Genomic DNA, 16,160 nt, shown 5'->3' with positions numbered 1-16,160 from the left:
TTACACCAGAGCCCCCTGTTCAGATTCCGATGCCGCCTGCCTCACCCTGGCGGATACAGCGGCGGCAACGGCGATGCCGCGGCTACGACCTTCGGTTTCCAGTGCGGTCCCTTCGCGAAGGCATCACGCAGCTGGCGCCTTGCCAGCGAGCCATCACCGCCACCCCAGCGCGCGCGTTGCAACGCATCGATCGCGGCCTGCTGGCGCGCATCGGCCAGCTGCGTCCGCATCGCATCGACATCGCGCACGGGCGGCATCGCAAGCGCGCACAACGCGTCCGCGACCTCGCCAAGGTCGCCGGTGTCCAGCGCGCGTTGCAGCACCTTGGCGTCGGACCGGTGTCCACCCGACTGCGGGGACGGCGATCCGTCGGCATCATGGCCATGCGACGCGGCACGCGCGTGCGCGTGGTGGCGCTGGTGGAAGCCCCACACCAGCGTGAACAGCCACAACGCGGCGAACAGCAGCGTCGCCAGTATCCACACGCGATTCGCTCCGCTGCTTCCGGCCGCCCGTGCAGGTGCGGGACCGACGATCTCGCCCGAAGGCAATGCCTTCACGGCGGCAGGCGCAGTGCCGTCCGCGCGCGCCACAGCCCAGGACAAGGGCGGCAGGCTCACGGTGCGTGCCGTGCCGGACTTCACGTCCCACCAGGCCAGCTGCATCCCGGACAGCTTCGCCGCGCCCTCGCCCGAAGGCACCAGCGAGAACTTGCGAGTCAGCTTCACGCGCGGACGGCCTTCGCGGAAGGTCTCGTCAGCCTGGACCGGATCGGCAAATACCTGCACGCCATCAATCGGCGGCAATTGCAGTTCCGGCATCTGCGCCGCGCTGGCGCCATCGGCGGTGGCCTCGATGGTGAGCGTTGCGGCGGCGCCGGCACGCAAGTCGCGCGGCGTGGTGACGTAACGCAACTGCAGGTCGCGCAACGGCAACCAGGGCTGTGGTGCATTGGCGGGCACGGCCTGCACCTGCAGCGTCCGCGCCGGTGCCTGTGCGCTGAGCTCCGCGCCACGACCACCGAACAGCTCGTCGAACATGCCGCCGACGCCGCGGCCTTCGAAGCGCGCACCCGGCACCGTCAACGCGCCGCTGCGCTCGGGAATCAGCAGGTAGCGACGCTCGATGACCTCATAGCGGCGCCCGCCGACTTCGCGCGAGTAGCGGGCGTCTTCGCCGACCTGCTGCAGCGATGCACCTTCGGGCGCGGGCTGCTCGATCCCGCCCGACACCAGCGGCGCCGCCGAATACAGCCGCACCACCCAGCCCACGGCCTGCTGCACGTAGGGACGGGCGTCGTCGGGTTCGCTTTCGATGAAAGCATCCTCGTCGCCGCGCGGCGGGGGCGCGGCATTGCCTGGCGCCACCTGCAGGGTCAACGGTTGCGTGCGCTGGTTGCCGACGGTGAGCGCGGGGATCGCCAATGTGCCGTCGCGCAGCGGGCGCAGCGCCACCGCGTACAGGCTGCGCACGCCGGTGTTGTCCACCTGCACGCGACTGCTGCGACCGCTGAGCACGAAGTCGCGCTGCAAAGGCGCGAAGTCGGGTTGGCTGGCGCCGTCGGTCTCGACGTTGAGGGTGACCGTCTCGCCTGAGCCGATCTGGTCGCGATCCAGCCACGCACGCGGTTGCGCGCTGGCCGTGAACACGACCGCGATCAACGACAGCAGCAACGACAACCGCAGCAGGAGGTGCCGACGGGCACGCGCGTGGATCATGGTCATTCTCCGGGCCGTCCCTGCTGTTGGCGGCGTTCGAATTCGAGGCGGAACTTCGCGCGCAACAAGCCACCCGGATCATCGGGCACCCGACGAAGCCAGGCATCGTTGGCGATGCGGCGTTCGCGCTGCTCGGCGGTTTCCTTCGGCGCGGTGGCGGCGCGTCCGTTTTTTTCCGCTCGTGCCTGCTGCGCCTGCAATTCGCGTTGCATTTTTTCGCGCTGGGCGCGGTCGGCCTGCTGCTGGGTGGCGGCGTCCGTTGGTTTGGCGGGCGCTGTCGATTGCTGCGATGCAGCCTGCGACTGGCGATTCGCAGGATCCTGTTGCGTCTGCCCGGTTTGTGGTTGCGACGATTGGCCCAGGCGATCCTGATTCTGCTGCGCGCCCTTTCCGGCTTGCTGCTGATTTTGCTGCTGCTGATTTTGCTGCTGGCTTCGCTGCTGCGAGGATTGCGTGGACGGATCCTGTCGCTGCTGCTGCCCGCCCTGCTGCTGCGACTGCCCGCCCTGCCCCGATTGCGTTTTTCCGCCACGCTGCGATTGGTTCGATCCACCCTGCTGTTGCCGCTTGAGCGCCTGCTCGACGGCACGCCGGTTGGCCAGTGCGTCGTCCATCTTCGGCCGCTGTCGCAACGCACGATCAAAGGCGTCGATCGCCGGTTGCAATTGCCCGGCCTTGGCGAGTGCGTTGCCGCGGTTGTAGTTGGCGTCGGCATTGTCGATGCCTTCGTACTGCTTCGCGGCGCCGGCGAAATCACCCTTCCGGTAGGCCGCGTCGCCGCGTTGCATCCGCGCGTGTTCGGCCTGGTCGGCGCGACGCCAGAGGTCGGCAGCGTGAGCCGACTGCAGCGGAAATATGAAGCACAGCGCAAGCACGGCGAGCGTGCCCGCGCCACGCCGGAACGCAAACAACGCAAGCAACAGCAACGGCGGCAGCAGCCAGTAGCCTTCGTCCTGCCACGTCAGCCCGGCCTGGCCACGCAACGCGGAGCCGCTGGCACTGCCGGGATCGAGCAATCCGAGCGAACGCAGGTCGCCCACGTCACCGGTGATATCCGCGTAACGACCGTTGCCCGCGCTGGCAAGGCGTCGCAACGAGTCGCGATCCAATCGCGCGTTGGCGATCTGACCGTCGGTGCGGCGGTAGGCCACGCCGGCATCGCCGCCCAGGCCCGTTACCGACACCCGATAGCCTGCGCCCGCTGCGTCGCTTGCAGCATCGCGCGCGGCGTTGTCCGCGTGATCGGTCATCAACAGGATGTCGCCCTGCGATGCGCCGGCGCGCTTGAGCAGCTGCATCGACCAGGCAATCGCGCGATCGGCGCGTTGGCCGTCGACCGGCATGACGTCGGGCTGCAACGCGTCGAGAAACAGCGCGACGTTCGCCGCGTCATCGGTCAATGGCGCGACGGTGTAAGCGTCGTCGGCGAACGCCACCAGCGCCACCTGGCCGCCGTTGCGTTCGCGCAGCAGCGTCGCGAGCTTGGCGCGCGCCTGGGCCAACCGCGAAGGAGGAAGGTCGGCGGCAAGCGATGCGCTCGACAGGTCGAGCGCGATCACCAGCGGCGTACGCGACTGCCACAGCGGTTGCGCGGACTGGCGCCAGCTCGGGCCCGCCATCGCGAGCACGGCGATTGCACCGGCCAGCATCGCGATCCACAGTCCGACGCGGCCGCGTCGGCTCAGGGTGGTATCGAGCAACGTCGGCAGCAGGTGCGCATCGACGATGCCATGCCACGCATTGCGGCGTCGCTGGCGGAAGCGCCACGCCACGGCCAACAGCGGCAATGCAAGCAAGCCAAGCAACCACCACGGGCGCAGGAAGTGAAGATTGGCCAGGCTCGCGAAATCGAAACCCGCGAAGTCGAGTGGCGCGTTCATGCACGCCTCCGCGGAACGGCGAACGCAAGCAGCGCGCACGCCAGCGCGGCCCCCAGAGGCCACGGGTAGCGTTCCAGGCGCGGACGCACAGCCTTGCCCGGACGACGCACCGGTTCGATGCGATCGATCTCGGCATAGATGCCGACGAGCTCTGAAGTGTCGCGCGCGCGGAAGAATTTTCCGCCGGTCTGCGCCGCGATGTCGCGCAGCGCGGTTTCATCGATGTCGTCTCCCGCGCCAGGCATCGGCAGTTGGATGCCGAATAGCGACAGCGACCCTTCGCCACCGAATGCGATGGTGTGCACGCGGACGTGCTCGGCTTTCGCCAGTTCCGCCGCCTTGTGCGGATCCAGCATGCCTGCCGTGTTGACGCCATCGGTCAGCAGGATCAGTACGCGCTGCTCCGCCGGCTGCGCTCGCAGGCGCTTGACTGCAAGTCCCACGGCGTCGCCGATTGCGGTTTCCTGTCCGGCCAGCCCAACGACGCTGTCCGCGAGTTGGTCGCGCACGGATTGCCGATCCAGCGTAAGCGGCGTCAGTACGTAGGCGCGCCGCCCGAACACCAGCAGGCCGATGCGGTCGCCCGCGCGACGATCGAGGAAGTCCGCGAGCACGGCCTTCGCCGCGGTGAGGCGATCGACCGGGCGCGCGCCCAGCTCCATGTCCGGTTCGCTCATGCTCATCGACAGGTCGAGCGCGAGCATCAGGTCTCGACCGGCTTGCGGCGGTTGCAGGGCTTCACCCAGTTGCTGCGGGCGCGCTGCGGCTATGCACAGCAGCGTCCAGCCCAGCCATGCCAACCAACCGGCGCCGTGACCGCGCAGGCTGCGATGGCCACCCTTCGCGATGGGAGCGATGCGTTCGCCATAGGGCACTTTGAGCGCGGCAGCGTCGTTCCGGGCCGCTGGCAGCAGCCAGCGCACCAGCAGCGGGGCCGGCAGCGCCAGCAGCCACCACGGCCACGCGAAGAGGTCGCGCAGGTCATCGATGCGCGTGAGCAGGGCGTCGATCACGGCGGCAACATCCATTGCATGAACCGTGCGCGCGCCAATGTTCGCAGCGCGTCGACATCGCGCGGGTCAGCGTCGCTACGGAACCCGCCGTCCAGCAGCAGACGCCCGACGCCGTCGGAAAAACCGGCGGCCGGATTGCCGGCATCGAGGAACCGCAGCCACGCATCGCCGTGCAACTTGTCCGCGCCAGCATCGCGGCGACGCGCCGCGCGGCGAAGCAGGTCGGACATTGCGGCGATGCGGGCGGGCTCGTCTTTGGCATGTCCCAGCGCGTCGTCGAACACCGCAGCGATCGCGCGACGACGGTGCAATCGTCGGAGGCGCAGGTACCACGCGACGACGAAAATCGCGATCAGCGTTGCCGCGAGCAGCCACCAGCCCGGAGCCGGCGGCCATAGCGGCGGTGCCGGCAGCTCGTGGATGTCGCGCAGGACGAGCGGCGGCGCCTGCATCAGGCCACCAGTGGCCGTGCGCGGCCCAGCAGGGGCAACCAGGATTCGCTCGCTGCCGTCGTGGAGAGCGCCTGCACGCGCACGCCGCGCGCGGGCAATGTGTCCAGCGCGGCCTGCACCGGCGCCATGAATTCCTGGTGCCAGCGTTGACGCTGTGCCGACGCCGCGAGGTCGATTTCCACGCGATGCCCTGCGGTGTTGAATGGCAACGCGGCGTCAGGCGGCGCGGCCTCCAGAGGATCGGTCAACAGCAGCACGATCACTTCGTGGTGTTGCGCCAGCGCCGGCCAGCGACGCTCCGCGATACCCGCGACGCTGCGTGGATCGGCAAGCACGATCAGGCGCGACCCCGGTCGCAACAAGCGCTGCGCGTGGTCGAGCGCGACGGACAGTCCCGCATCGTCTTCGGGTGGCTGCGCGTACCAGCGTACCAGCGCGTCCAGCACGCGCAATGCACCGCGCGCACCGGACGCCGGTGCAACCGGGGGTTCGCGCACGCTGCCGCGCAAGGCTGCGATGCGATCGCCGTCGCGCATGGCGGCCCACGCCGCGACGGCACCCGCGCGTGCCGCCTGCACTGATTTGAAACGCACACGCGTTCCGAAATAGAGCGTTGGTGCGGTATCGGCAACCACCAGGGTCAGGCGTTCGCGTTCGGCCTGGAACAGCTTGGTGTGGGCGCGTCCGGTACGTGCGGTGAGTCGCCAGTCGATATGACGGGCGTCGTCTCCGGCGACGTATTCGCGCGATTCGGCGTATTCCATGCCGCGTCCGCGCAGTGGCGACAACGCGTGTCCACTCGCACCGTGACGGCCCAGCCGTGCGGCGCGTCGCCCGCTGGCAGCGCCGCGTAACGCAACCAGTTCAGCCAGCGTCGGCTGGATGCCGTTGCTGGCGTCGCCCACCGGGCCTTTCGCTTCGTTCGCCATTGCCGTTGAGCCCGCCCGCGGATCAGGGCAGTGGAACCTGCCGCAGCAGTTCACCCACCAGGCGATCGCCATCCCAGCCTTCGGCCGTGGCCTCGTAGCTGGGCAGGATGCGATGGCGCAGCACGTCGGGCGCGATCGCACGGACGTCGTCGGGGGTGACGTAGTCGCGCCCCGCCAGCCAGGCATGTGCGCGTGCGCAGCGTTCGAGCGCGATTGAGCCACGCGGGCTCGCGCCCCATGCGATGCGGCGGGCGAGTGTGGCGTCATAGCGTCGTGCGTCACGCGAAGCAAGCACGAGTTCGATCAGGTAACGCTCTACCGGTGGTGCCACGTGCAGATCGAGCACCGCAGCGCGGGCAGCAAACACTTCTGATATCGGGATGCGCGCGATGGCGCTTGTCGTCGCACGTACGGTCTCACGGGCGCGCTCGCGCGCCAGCCGGAGGATTTCGGTTTCGGCGGCGGCTTCCGGATAGCCGATGCGCACGTGCATCAGAAAACGATCAAGTTGCGCCTCGGGCAACGGGAAGGTGCCTTCCTGCTCGATCGGGTTCTGCGTCGCCATTACGAGGAACAACGAAGGCAGTGGATAGGTGTGACGACCGACGGTGACCTGGCGTTCGCCCATGGCTTCCAGCAACGCCGATTGCACCTTGGCCGGCGCGCGGTTGATCTCGTCGGCGAGGAGGATCGGATGGAAGATCGGGCCGGGTTGGAATTCGAAGCGTCCGTCCTGCGGGCGCCAGACCTCGGTACCGGTGAGATCCGCCGGCAACAGGTCTGGCGTGAACTGGACACGGGCGAAGTCGGCTTCCAGGCGCGAAGCCAGGGCGCGGATGGCGCTGGTCTTGGCCAGGCCGGGGGCACCTTCCACCAGCAAGTGTCCGTCCGCCAGCAACGCGATCAGAAGCCGTTCGATCAGGGCGGATTGGCCGACGATCTCGGCCGAAAGCCCGTCGCGCAGGCGATGGAATGCGGCGTGCAACCCGCTGCCGGGGTCGGTTCGGGGTTGGTCGTGCGGGGGGGCGTGGATGTTGCTGTCCATCGCGCTCTCGGTGCTGGGGCTCGCCGGATTCTGACCGAAGACGCGCGCACTAGTTCGTGCCGATAGTCCGGATCCGCGCGGCCGCCTGCTTCCGTTCATTTTGCCGATCACGCTGCCAAGCGGCGGTCAAATCGCGATCCATGAACGCAAACGGGGGCCCGCAGGCCCCCGTTCGTTACGACCGGCAGCGACTCAGCGCTGTGCTACCTGCAGAACCTTCGGCGTCACGAAGATCAGCAGCTCGGCCTTGTCCTTCGACTTGCCCTTCTTGCGGAAGAAGTTGCCCAGGAACGGGATGTCGCCCAGGAACGGAACCTTCTGCACGTCGCTGCGATCACGGAACTCGTACACGCCACCGATGACGACGGTCTGGCCGTCCTCGATCAGCACGGCAGTGTTGACCTCGCGCTTGTTGATCAGCGGGACCTGGCCGATAGAGGCCTGCACGAAGCCCTCAACCTCATCCTTCTTGACGTTCATGTTGAGGAACACGCGGCCGTCATTGGTAATCGTCGGGGTGACCTTGAGCTCGAGCAGCACGTCCTTGAACTGGACGGTCTGCTGCGACTGGCCACCAGCCTGATTTGTCAGGGTCACGTAGCCGACCTCCTGGCCCTGGCGAATGACGGCTTCACGCTGGTTGCTCGTGACGACGCGCGGGTTCGAGATTACCTCGCCGCGACCCTCTTCCTGCATGGCCGACAGCTCCAGGTCGAGGATGTGGCCGGCGTTGAGAATGGTCAGGGCCAGCGCACCCGCGGGATTGGTGACCGGAAGATTGACGTTATAACCGGCCGGGAACAACCACGAGGGAGTCCGCAAAGTAGGGGCCGTAGGTGCGGTGCCAGTGCGGCCGTTTGCTATCCATGCGGCGAGGGCGTTGTTGTACGTGGCGGTAGCCTCGGCGTTGGAAGCCAACCCGTTCATGTAGTTGTGGTTGCTGTCCAATGAGCCGCTGGCCAGGGCATGATCCCGCTGGCCCGAAAAACCAAAGCGGGCACCCAATTCACGCGAAAACGTTTCGGTCGCGATGACAATGCGGGCCTCGATGATCACCTGATCTACTGGCCGATCAATGACATGCACAAGCTCCCTGATCTGGGCGACCTTCTTCGGAATGTCGCTGACCATCAGCGTGTTTGTGCGCTCATCCGCAACCAGCCTTCCTCGAGTGGAAAGGAAGCCATTGTCATTGCTGGAGTTCTGATTGTTACCTTGGTTACCACCACCCTGACCGCCGCCGCCGATGCCCTTTGCCTCGGTCAACGCCTTAAAGATCTCACCGGCATTGTGGTAGTTGATCTGGATGTACTCGGTCACCAGGTCAGCACGGGAATCCAGCGCGATGCGCGCGTCTTCCTTGTCCTGTTCGTATTTGGCGATTTCGGACTGCGGGGCGACCCAGACCACGTTGCCGCTGCGACGCTTGTCCAGGCCCTTGGCCTGCATGACGATGTCGAGCGCCTGGTCCCAAGGCACGTTCACCAGTCGCAGAGTGACGTTACCCACGACCGTATCGGCCGCGACGATGTTCAGCCCGGACTCTTCGGCGATCAGCTGCAGGACGGTGCGAACCGGTACGTCCTGGAAGTTGAAGGTGACAGGCCGACCGGCGTAGCGAGGCGTGGCACCGGCAGCCGAGCTGCTGGACGTGGATGCCCCCACCGCACGGCGTGCACCGGCTGCGCGCGGCGAGATCTCGACGATGTAATCGCGACCCGTCTGGTACGCCATCGATTCGAACGCACCGTTGGTGTTCAGCACCAGCTGGGACCCGTTGCCGGCCGCCCGTGCGTCGATGCTCTGCACCGGCGTGGCAAAGTCGGTCACGTTCAGCGGCTTCTGCAGGTGTGCAGGCAGCTGGGCGTTACCCACATTGATGGTGATGGTCGAACCGGTGGTGCGCAGGTCCGGCGCAGCACCATCACCACTGAACCGCAGGATGAGCTTGCCGGAACCACCATCACCGCGCTTGAAGTCGATGTTGGCGACAGACACCGTACCCGGCAATTGCTTGGCCGGATCGTTGCTGGGCGTCGGAGCCGTCGCAGAAGCGACCTGGGCGACGAATGTCGGCACGAAGCTGCCCTGCGGGGCTGGCGACGCGGCGTTGGCCGCACTGAACCCGGCGAGCAGCCCGATTGCGAGGCCGATGCCGGTGCGCTTGCAGCGGTTGGCGTTGAAAACGGTCATCGTCTATCCCCCAATCATTGATCTTCTAATGCGACCGACGCTGGACGTTCCAGCCAGCCACCCGCGCCATCCGGCACCAGTTCCACCAGTTCGATGCGGTCTTCGAAGACCCCGGTCACCCGGCCATCGCTCTGGCCCATGTAATTTCCTGGCCGCACTCGATACGTCACCTTGTCCGGCGCCATGACCAGCGCAACGATCCCGCCACCGGTACCCAACGTGCCGACCATGTCCAAACTGTCGAGCGGAAACTGCTCGAGCGTCTGGCGACGGCGGTCGCGATCGGGACGTGGACCGCTACCGGTCCCGTCGTCGGTGAAGGCATTGCTGAACGGGTCACGCATCGCGTAAGCGGCGTACTCGAATGTCTCGAACTGCTGCATCACGGGCAGCGGTTCCAGCGGCGGCGCGGGCTTGGCCTTGATTTCGGCCACCCACTTTTCCAGGTTCGGCGCATCGCCAGGGGTACTGGTGATGCCGCGCGTGCAACCGGCCAGGGCCAGCATCAACGCCAGGCCGAGCACCGTCCTGGAGCCTGGGGCACTCAGCAGGCGAACTCGATGTCCACGCATCTCAGGTACCCCCCTGCTTCTGAGCGTCCGCGTTTTTTGTCGCGGCTTCCTGTTCGGCCACTTCTTCCTCGTCCAGATAGCGGTAGGTTTTCACCGTGCCGGCCAGTTCGAGGGGGCTGTTCGGCGTGATCGGGATGATCTTGCCGGACTTGTCGTGGTTGCGCGGCTGCAGCTGGATGTCATGCATGGTCATGATCACCACGCGCGGCAGCGTCGCCACGCCGCTCACGAAGCCGCCGAACTGGTGGTAGGTACCCACCATGCGCAGCGCAATCGGTTTTTCGGCGTAGAACTCCTTGGGGACTTCCGCGCCAGGCTGGAACAGTTCGTTGGTGATGCCGGTGGCCAGCGCGGTCTGCGAGATGTCAACGATCAGGTCAGGCATCTCGGTCTTGCTGGGCAGCTGGCGCAGCATCTGCTTGAGTTGCTCCTCCATCTGCGCAAGCTGGAGCTTGAGCGGCTCGAGGTTGGCAGCGCGACCCTGCTTGGTTTCGAACTCCTGACGCAGTTCGGTTTCCTTGCTTTCCAGGCCTTCGAGCTCGGTGAGCTTTTCGCGTACGAACAGCCACCATGACAGACCAACGATCAGCAGCGCGATGATCACGCACAGGCCGATCTTCGCCTGCTGGGGCCAGCCGCCGATGTTGTTGAAGTCAAGTTCCCGCAGTGAGATTTTCTTCTTGCTCACGACGCGGCTCCTTCTTTGACTGGCGCTGCGGCAGGTGCGGCCGCCGGAGCTGCGGCGGGTGGCGTGGCCGACGGCGTAGTTGCGGGAGCGGCAGCACCCGGTGCCATGGTTCCGGCGGGAGTCGTACCCGGAGCCGGAGCATCCGGCACGCCATCGCCGTCTTCATCCTTGGCGTTCGGGTTGGCGAGCTTCACCTGAAGCTTGAACTCGTAGGGCAGCGACTTGTCATCACCCTTGGCCTCGATGATCGAGAGGTCAGGCTTGGTCATCCAGCCGGAGCCTTCCAGGTTGCGCATGTAGGTACTGACGCGCGCGTTCGACTGGGCCCGGCCTTCCAGGGTGAGGATGTCCTCGTCCTGCTTGATGGCCGTCAGCACGGCGCCGTCAGGGATGGTCCGCACCAGCGAATCGAACAGGTGCACCATCTGCGAGCGGTTGGACTGGAGCTTCTCGATGACCTGCTTGCGCGCGAGCAGCTTGTCCTTCTTCTCGTCGAGCAGCTTGATCTCGTCGATCTGCTTCTGCACCAGCGCGATCTGGTCGGTAAGGTACTGGTTGCGCTCGTTCTGGCCGCTGATCTGGGCCTTGTAGTAACCGATCATCAAGAAGGAGAGCAGGACTGCGCCGAGGGCCGAAAAGCCCAGCAGGATCCCGAATTCCTTCTGACGTTGCTTGCGGCGCTCGGCGCGCCACGGGAGGAGATTGATGCGTGCCATCAGTCGAAGCTCCTCAGGGCAAGGCCGCAGGCGATCATCAGGGCCGGGGCGTCCTGTGCCAGCGCGTGCGCCTGGACGCGGGGACCCAGCGTCATGTGGGCCAGCGGATTGGCTACGAGCGTCGGCACGCCGAGTTGCTCTTCGACCATCTGGGCAATGCCCGGAATGGCCGCGTTGCCACCGGCGAGGACGATCTGGTCGACGCGGTTGAATTCGCTGCCGGCATAGAAGAACTGCAGCAGGCGACTGACCTGCTGGACCATCGCTTCCTTGAACGGCTCGAGCACTTCGGCCGAATAGCTTTCCGGCAGGCCGCCCTGGCGCTTGGCCAGGCCGGCCTCTTCGTAGCTCAGGCCATAGCGTCGCATCACCTCGTCGGTGAGCTGCTTGCCGCCGAAGACCTGCTCGCGGCTGTAGAGGCTGCGGCCATTGCGCAGCACGTTGAGCGTGGTCATGGTCGCGCCGGAGTCGACCAGCGCGGTCAGGCCGTCACGCGGACCGCTGAGCTGGTTGGCCAGCAGCGCGAAGGCGTTTTCGATCGCGAACGCCTCGACGTCCATGACCTTCGGCGTCAAACCGCCGATTTCCAGCGCCGAGGAACGCAGTTCGACGTTCTCGGAGCGGGACGCCGCCAGCAGGACCTGCAGGGTGCCCGGATTGTTCGGCATCGGCCCCAGGACCTCGAAATCGAGGTTCACTTCCTCGATCGGGTAGGGCACGTAATTGACGGCCTCGAGTTCAACCTGGGATTCCAGGTCGTCCTCGTCCAGGTCGGCCGGCATCGGGATCACCTTGGTGATCACCGCCGAACCAGCCACCGCGGCCGCGGCGTATTTGATCTTGGTTCCCGAGCGGTTGACCGCGCGCTTGATCGCTTCGCCCACCGCCTCGACCTCGACGATGTTCTTTTCGACCACGGCGTTGGGCGGCAGCGGCTCGACCGCATAGTGCTCGACGCGGTAGCGGTCGCCAGCCTTTGAGAGCTGCAACAGCTTCACCGCGGTCGAACTGATGTCCACGCCGACAAGGGTCGGCTGGCCTTTTGTGACGATCCCCACGATTTTTCTCCCCATGCCACAAGCGCTTACGCGCACTTCGTGTGGCCGTGCCTTAAATATCGGACTTTTAACGGACTGGCAACACCCACGTTCCGGGAACTGCCAACCAGACCGCTTTTCCCCTCCAACGCCGAACCCGTCCGGGACCGGCCGACGACCTTTGGAACCCCTAGACGGACCCCTTCAGGCAACCATCGACCCCAACCGGTGCCGGGCACCTGCCTCGATCGGACACCATGGCGTCCGGTCCTGGCCGGGACGGGCACAACCGCAGTCCCGCCCGCTTGAAGACCGCCTCCCCTGAGTGAACTGCGCAAAGCGCCGATCACAGGCGACCTCCCAACCCACATGCCCCACGTGTGACGCCTGCCTCGCGGAACGCTTGTCGCGTTTCCATTCGTTCCAGAGCGTGCACGGGGGTCATCTATACTCCTCGACCAACACACCCGCAATCCTACGCTGCACAGGAAATCCGCTTCGATGCCCCGTTTACGACGTTTGCTGCGCTGGTCGCTCATTGCACTCGCCAGCGTGGCCCTGCTCGGCGTGATTGCGCTGGGTTATCTGTACTACGCCATTGCTCCCAAGCTGCCCGATGTGGAAACACTGCGGAACGTGGAGCTGCAGGAACCGATGTATGTCTACGCACGCGACGGCCGCCTGATGGCGCTGTTCGGCGAGACGCGTCGCTATCCGGTCAACATCGAGGACGTGCCGCCGCGCCTGAAGCAGGCTTTCCTCGCCGCCGAGGACGCGCGGTTCTACAAGCACCACGGCCTTGATTTCAAGGGTATTGCGCGTGCGGTGTGGCTGCTGGCCACGACCGACGACAAGCGCGTGCCGGGCGGTTCGACCATCACCCAGCAGGTCGCGCGCCAGTTCTTCCTCAGCCAGGAATACAGCTACAAGCGCAAGCTCGCCGAAATGATGCTGGCCATGCGCATCGAGCGCGAGCTGAGCAAGGACGAGATCTTCGAGCTCTACCTCAACAAGAGCTTCTTCGGCCATCGCTCCTACGGCGTGGGTGCGGCGGCGGAGTTCTACTACGGCAAGAAGCTCAACCAGCTTTCGCTGGACGAGATGGCGTCGCTGGCGGCGATCCCAAAGTTCCCGTCCACGGCCAATCCACTGAGCAATCCCGAGCGAGCCAAGGAACGCCGCGACGTCTACATCCTGCAACGCATGGCGCAGCTGAAGTTCATCAGCCAGGCCGACGCCGACGCCGCCAAGGCCGTGCCGATGCATGCCACGCCGCACGAGCGTCCGGTCGAGGTCTACGCGCCCTACGTCGCCGAAATGGTCCGCCAGGAAATGATCGCCCGGTACGGCGCCGAGGCGCTGACCAAGGGCTACCACGTCCTGACCACGATCGACCCGACCCTGCAGGCCGCCGCCGACGAGGCCATCCGCGCGGGCCTGCGGGTGTACGACCAGCGCCACGGCTGGCACGGCGTGGAAGAGCACTACGACCTCGCCACCAACGAGGACCCGGCGACCACCGCGGCGCGACTGGACACGGTTCCGACCCAGGCCGCGCTGTGGCCGGCCATCGTGCTGTCCAGCGACGATTCCGGCGCGAAGCTGCTGCTGGCCAATGGCACCCAGGTCGACCTGGCCGGTAACCAGGGTTACGCGGGCCGCAGCCCGGGCAGCCTGCTCAAGCGCGGCGACCGCGTTCGCCTGCGCCGCGTCGAGACGCCCGCCACCGCCGAAGCGCCCAAGGCCACCGACGGCAAGGCGGCCGCCGCCGCGCCGGTGCGCGTGAGCTACCAGCTCGACCAGCTGCCGCAGGCGCAGGCCGCCCTCGTCTCGCTGGAGCCGTCCAACGGCGCCCTGCGCGCGCTGACCGGCGGCTTCAGCTTTGCCGGCAACAAGTTCAACCGTGCCACCCAGGCGCGGCGCCAGCCGGGCTCCAGCTTCAAGCCGTTCGTGTACTCGGCGGCGTTCGAGCGCGGCTTCAACCCGGCGTCGGTGGTGCTGGATGCGCCGGTCGTGTTCAAGGACCGCCGCGGCCACATCTGGCGTCCGCAGAACGACAGCGGCAACTTCGCCGGTCCGATGCGCCTGCGCGAGGCGATGGTGCAGTCGCGCAACCTCGTGTCGGTGCGCCTGCTCGACTCGATCGGCGTGGACTATGCGCGCAAGTACATCAGCCACTTTGGCTTCGAAGAGAAGGACCTGCCGCCGAACCTGTCGATGTCGCTGGGCACGGCTTCGCTGACGCCGCTGTCGATGGCGCGCGGGTTCTCCGCGTTCGCCAACGGCGGCTTCCTGGTGACGCCGTGGTTCATCGACGAGGTGAAAGACAACACGGGCGCGGTGATCTTCAAGGAGAAGCCGCCGACCGCGTGTCCGTCGTGCGCCAGTGGTGGCGCACCGGGCCAGCCGGTGGTGCAGGCATCCGCGGTGGTCGATGGCTTCGACCTTGGCCCCGCCGGTGGCAGCAAGCCCGCCGCGAAACCCGTTGAAACGTCGGCACCCAAGCCGAAGGATGCCAAGCCGTTGCCAAGCGATTTCGTGCTGGCACCGCGCGCGATGGACGGGCGCATCGCCTACCAGATCGTGTCGATCCTGCGCGACGTCGTGCAGCGCGGCACCGGCACCGCGGCCAAGGTGCTCGGTCGCGAGGACGTCGGCGGCAAGACCGGCTCCACCAACGACCACCGCGACGCCTGGTTCTCCGGCGTGGGCGGCCAGTACGTCACCACCGTCTGGGTCGGCCGCGACGACTTCAAGTCGCTCGGCTACCGCGAGTACGGCGGCAAGGCGGCGCTGCCGATCTGGATCGACTACATGCGCGTCGCGCTGAAAGACCAGCCGATTGCCGGCAACGAACCGCCCGACGGGATGGTGAAGGTGTCCGTCGCCGCCAACGGCTCGCTGCTGCCCGAAGGCAGCACCGGCGTGGTCGAGTGGGTCAAGACCGAGGACCTCGAGAAGATGGAAACCTTCGTCGATTACGGCCCGCAGGAAGCGGTGCCGGCCGAGGAGTCGTTCGACATCTTCTGACCGCCACCGGTCAGGTCTGGATCACAAAAGGCGGGCCTCGTGCCCGCCTTTTTGTTGCCGGCAGCACGGTTCGTGCCGGCAAATGTGCCCAATACAGGCAGTGGCGGCGCCGAGATTCCTGATTCACTCCCTGCGTGCTAGCGTTGACTCCCGCCGGCGCCTGTTCCGGTCGCGACGAAGCTTCCAGTCGTCGTCGTGCCAGCCGCGGAGGTCGTCATGCGCCACGCCCGACAGCACGCCCAGCAGCACGCGCTCACTCGCACGTCCGAACGCCGGCGCAGCCTGGCCCACGAAGCCGCCCGCCTGATGGCCGAAGGCGGCATCCGCGACTACCACCAGGCCAAGCTCAAGGCCGCGGAGCGCCTGGGTATCTTCGACGACGCCTCGCTGCCGCGTAACCGCGAGATCGAGGACGCGCTGCGCGAGTACCAGCGCCTGTTCCAGCGCGAGAACATCGCCGAACTTCGCGTGCGCCGCGAAGCCGCCCTGCGCGCACTGGAATTCTTCGAGCCGTTCGACCCGCGCCTCGTCGGTCCGGTCCTGGATGGCACCGCCGATGCGCGCTCCGCCGTCACCCTGCACCTGCACAGCGACGATCCGGAAGCCGCCCACCACTTCCTGGACCGCCACGGCATTCCGGCCGAGTCACGCACGCGCCGGCTGCGCCTGGATCGCGAACGCAGCGACGAATTCCCGGTGTGGCTGTTCAGCGCGGAGAACCTTGCCTTCGACGTGACCGTGCTGCCGCTCGACGTGCTGCGCCAGGCGCCGCTGTCGGGAATCGACGAGAAGCCGATGCGGCGGGCCTCGGCTTCGCAACTCAGCCAGTTGCTCGCCGACGAGGAAATCGCCGGCTACGAGCTCGACCAGGGCTGAGCCGTACTCCC

The 16,160-nt window shown here is 66.6% G+C and carries 13 protein-coding genes; 2 read left to right on the top strand and 11 right to left on the bottom strand.

What is annotated here, in order from left to right; all coding sequences use genetic code 11:
* Positions 1-41: 41 nt before the first annotated feature.
* The 11 genes from ACYVD7_RS04430 to ACYVD7_RS04380 form a co-directional block, all read right to left on the bottom strand.
* Entirely contained in the window at positions 42-1,724 is a 1,683-nt protein-coding gene (locus tag ACYVD7_RS04430) for a BatD family protein (protein ID WP_460759554.1), read from the bottom strand.
* The gene (locus ACYVD7_RS04425; protein WP_460759552.1) at positions 1,721-3,598 is read right to left on the bottom strand and encodes a VWA domain-containing protein; all 1,878 of its coding nucleotides are present in this window, start codon (positions 3,596-3,598) and stop codon (positions 1,721-1,723) included. Before ACYVD7_RS04425 ends, ACYVD7_RS04430 begins: the two co-directional genes overlap by 4 nt.
* On the bottom strand, positions 3,595-4,626 hold the full coding sequence (locus ACYVD7_RS04420) for a vWA domain-containing protein (protein WP_460759549.1): 1,032 nt from the start codon (positions 4,624-4,626) through the stop codon (positions 3,595-3,597). The genes ACYVD7_RS04425 and ACYVD7_RS04420 overlap by 4 nt, the downstream gene beginning before the upstream one ends.
* Positions 4,608-5,063, bottom strand: coding sequence for a DUF4381 family protein (locus ACYVD7_RS04415; protein WP_460759547.1), 456 nt, complete (start codon positions 5,061-5,063; stop codon positions 4,608-4,610). The genes ACYVD7_RS04420 and ACYVD7_RS04415 overlap by 19 nt, the downstream gene beginning before the upstream one ends.
* Complete coding sequence (locus tag ACYVD7_RS04410) at positions 5,063-5,992, bottom strand: DUF58 domain-containing protein (RefSeq protein ID WP_460759544.1); 930 nt, start codon at positions 5,990-5,992, stop codon at positions 5,063-5,065. The genes ACYVD7_RS04415 and ACYVD7_RS04410 overlap by 1 nt, the downstream gene beginning before the upstream one ends.
* A 22-nt stretch (positions 5,993-6,014) precedes the next feature.
* Entirely contained in the window at positions 6,015-7,025 is a 1,011-nt protein-coding gene (locus ACYVD7_RS04405) for an AAA family ATPase (RefSeq protein WP_460759814.1), read from the bottom strand.
* Positions 7,026-7,229: 204 nt separating this feature from the next.
* Complete coding sequence (locus ACYVD7_RS04400; protein ID WP_460759542.1) at positions 7,230-9,230, bottom strand: type IV pilus secretin PilQ; 2,001 nt, start codon at positions 9,228-9,230, stop codon at positions 7,230-7,232.
* Positions 9,231-9,244: 14 nt separating this feature from the next.
* Complete coding sequence (locus tag ACYVD7_RS04395; protein ID WP_460759812.1) at positions 9,245-9,736, bottom strand: pilus assembly protein PilP; 492 nt, start codon at positions 9,734-9,736, stop codon at positions 9,245-9,247.
* Between the two features lie 67 nt (positions 9,737-9,803).
* Positions 9,804-10,490, bottom strand: coding sequence for a type IV pilus inner membrane component PilO (locus ACYVD7_RS04390; protein ID WP_460759539.1), 687 nt, complete (start codon positions 10,488-10,490; stop codon positions 9,804-9,806).
* On the bottom strand, positions 10,487-11,206 hold the full coding sequence (locus tag ACYVD7_RS04385; RefSeq protein ID WP_460759537.1) for a PilN domain-containing protein: 720 nt from the start codon (positions 11,204-11,206) through the stop codon (positions 10,487-10,489). The genes ACYVD7_RS04390 and ACYVD7_RS04385 overlap by 4 nt, the downstream gene beginning before the upstream one ends.
* Positions 11,206-12,279, bottom strand: a complete 1,074-nt coding sequence (locus ACYVD7_RS04380; RefSeq protein ID WP_460759534.1) for a pilus assembly protein PilM — start codon at positions 12,277-12,279, stop codon at positions 11,206-11,208. The genes ACYVD7_RS04385 and ACYVD7_RS04380 overlap by 1 nt, the downstream gene beginning before the upstream one ends.
* Before the next feature lie 465 nt (positions 12,280-12,744).
* On the opposite strand from ACYVD7_RS04380, the gene ACYVD7_RS04375 reads away from it, so the two are divergent.
* Positions 12,745-15,273, top strand: a complete 2,529-nt coding sequence (locus ACYVD7_RS04375) for a penicillin-binding protein 1A (protein ID WP_460759531.1) — start codon at positions 12,745-12,747, stop codon at positions 15,271-15,273.
* 216 nt (positions 15,274-15,489) lie between these two features.
* Positions 15,490-16,149: a hypothetical protein gene (locus ACYVD7_RS04370; RefSeq protein WP_460759529.1), complete on the top strand. Its 660-nt coding sequence runs from the start codon at positions 15,490-15,492 to the stop codon at positions 16,147-16,149.
* The last annotated feature ends 11 nt before the right edge of the window (positions 16,150-16,160 follow it).

Source organism: Lysobacter fragariae, from assembly GCF_054779775.1.
This window is presented reverse-complemented; position numbering and strand designations above follow the sequence as displayed.

Excerpts from the sequence above, each read along its gene's own strand:
- ACYVD7_RS04420 (WP_460759549.1), bottom strand. The coding sequence starts at position 4,626 with ATGGATGTTGCCGCCGTGATCGACGCCCTGCTCACGCGCATCGATGAC.
- ACYVD7_RS04375 (WP_460759531.1), top strand. The coding sequence starts at position 12,745 with ATGCCCCGTTTACGACGTTTGCTGCGCTGGTCGCTCATTGCACTCGCC.
- ACYVD7_RS04430 (WP_460759554.1), bottom strand. The coding sequence starts at position 1,724 with ATGACCATGATCCACGCGCGTGCCCGTCGGCACCTCCTGCTGCGGTTG.
- ACYVD7_RS04395 (WP_460759812.1), bottom strand. The coding sequence starts at position 9,736 with ATGCTGGCCCTGGCCGGTTGCACGCGCGGCATCACCAGTACCCCTGGC.
- ACYVD7_RS04385 (WP_460759537.1), bottom strand. The coding sequence starts at position 11,206 with ATGGCACGCATCAATCTCCTCCCGTGGCGCGCCGAGCGCCGCAAGCAA.
- ACYVD7_RS04410 (WP_460759544.1), bottom strand. The coding sequence starts at position 5,992 with ATGGCGAACGAAGCGAAAGGCCCGGTGGGCGACGCCAGCAACGGCATC.
- ACYVD7_RS04380 (WP_460759534.1), bottom strand. The coding sequence starts at position 12,279 with ATGGGGAGAAAAATCGTGGGGATCGTCACAAAAGGCCAGCCGACCCTT.
- ACYVD7_RS04425 (WP_460759552.1), bottom strand. The coding sequence starts at position 3,598 with ATGAACGCGCCACTCGACTTCGCGGGTTTCGATTTCGCGAGCCTGGCC.
- ACYVD7_RS04370 (WP_460759529.1), top strand. The coding sequence starts at position 15,490 with ATGCGCCACGCCCGACAGCACGCCCAGCAGCACGCGCTCACTCGCACG.
- ACYVD7_RS04400 (WP_460759542.1), bottom strand. The coding sequence starts at position 9,230 with ATGACCGTTTTCAACGCCAACCGCTGCAAGCGCACCGGCATCGGCCTC.
- ACYVD7_RS04415 (WP_460759547.1), bottom strand. The coding sequence starts at position 5,063 with ATGCAGGCGCCGCCGCTCGTCCTGCGCGACATCCACGAGCTGCCGGCA.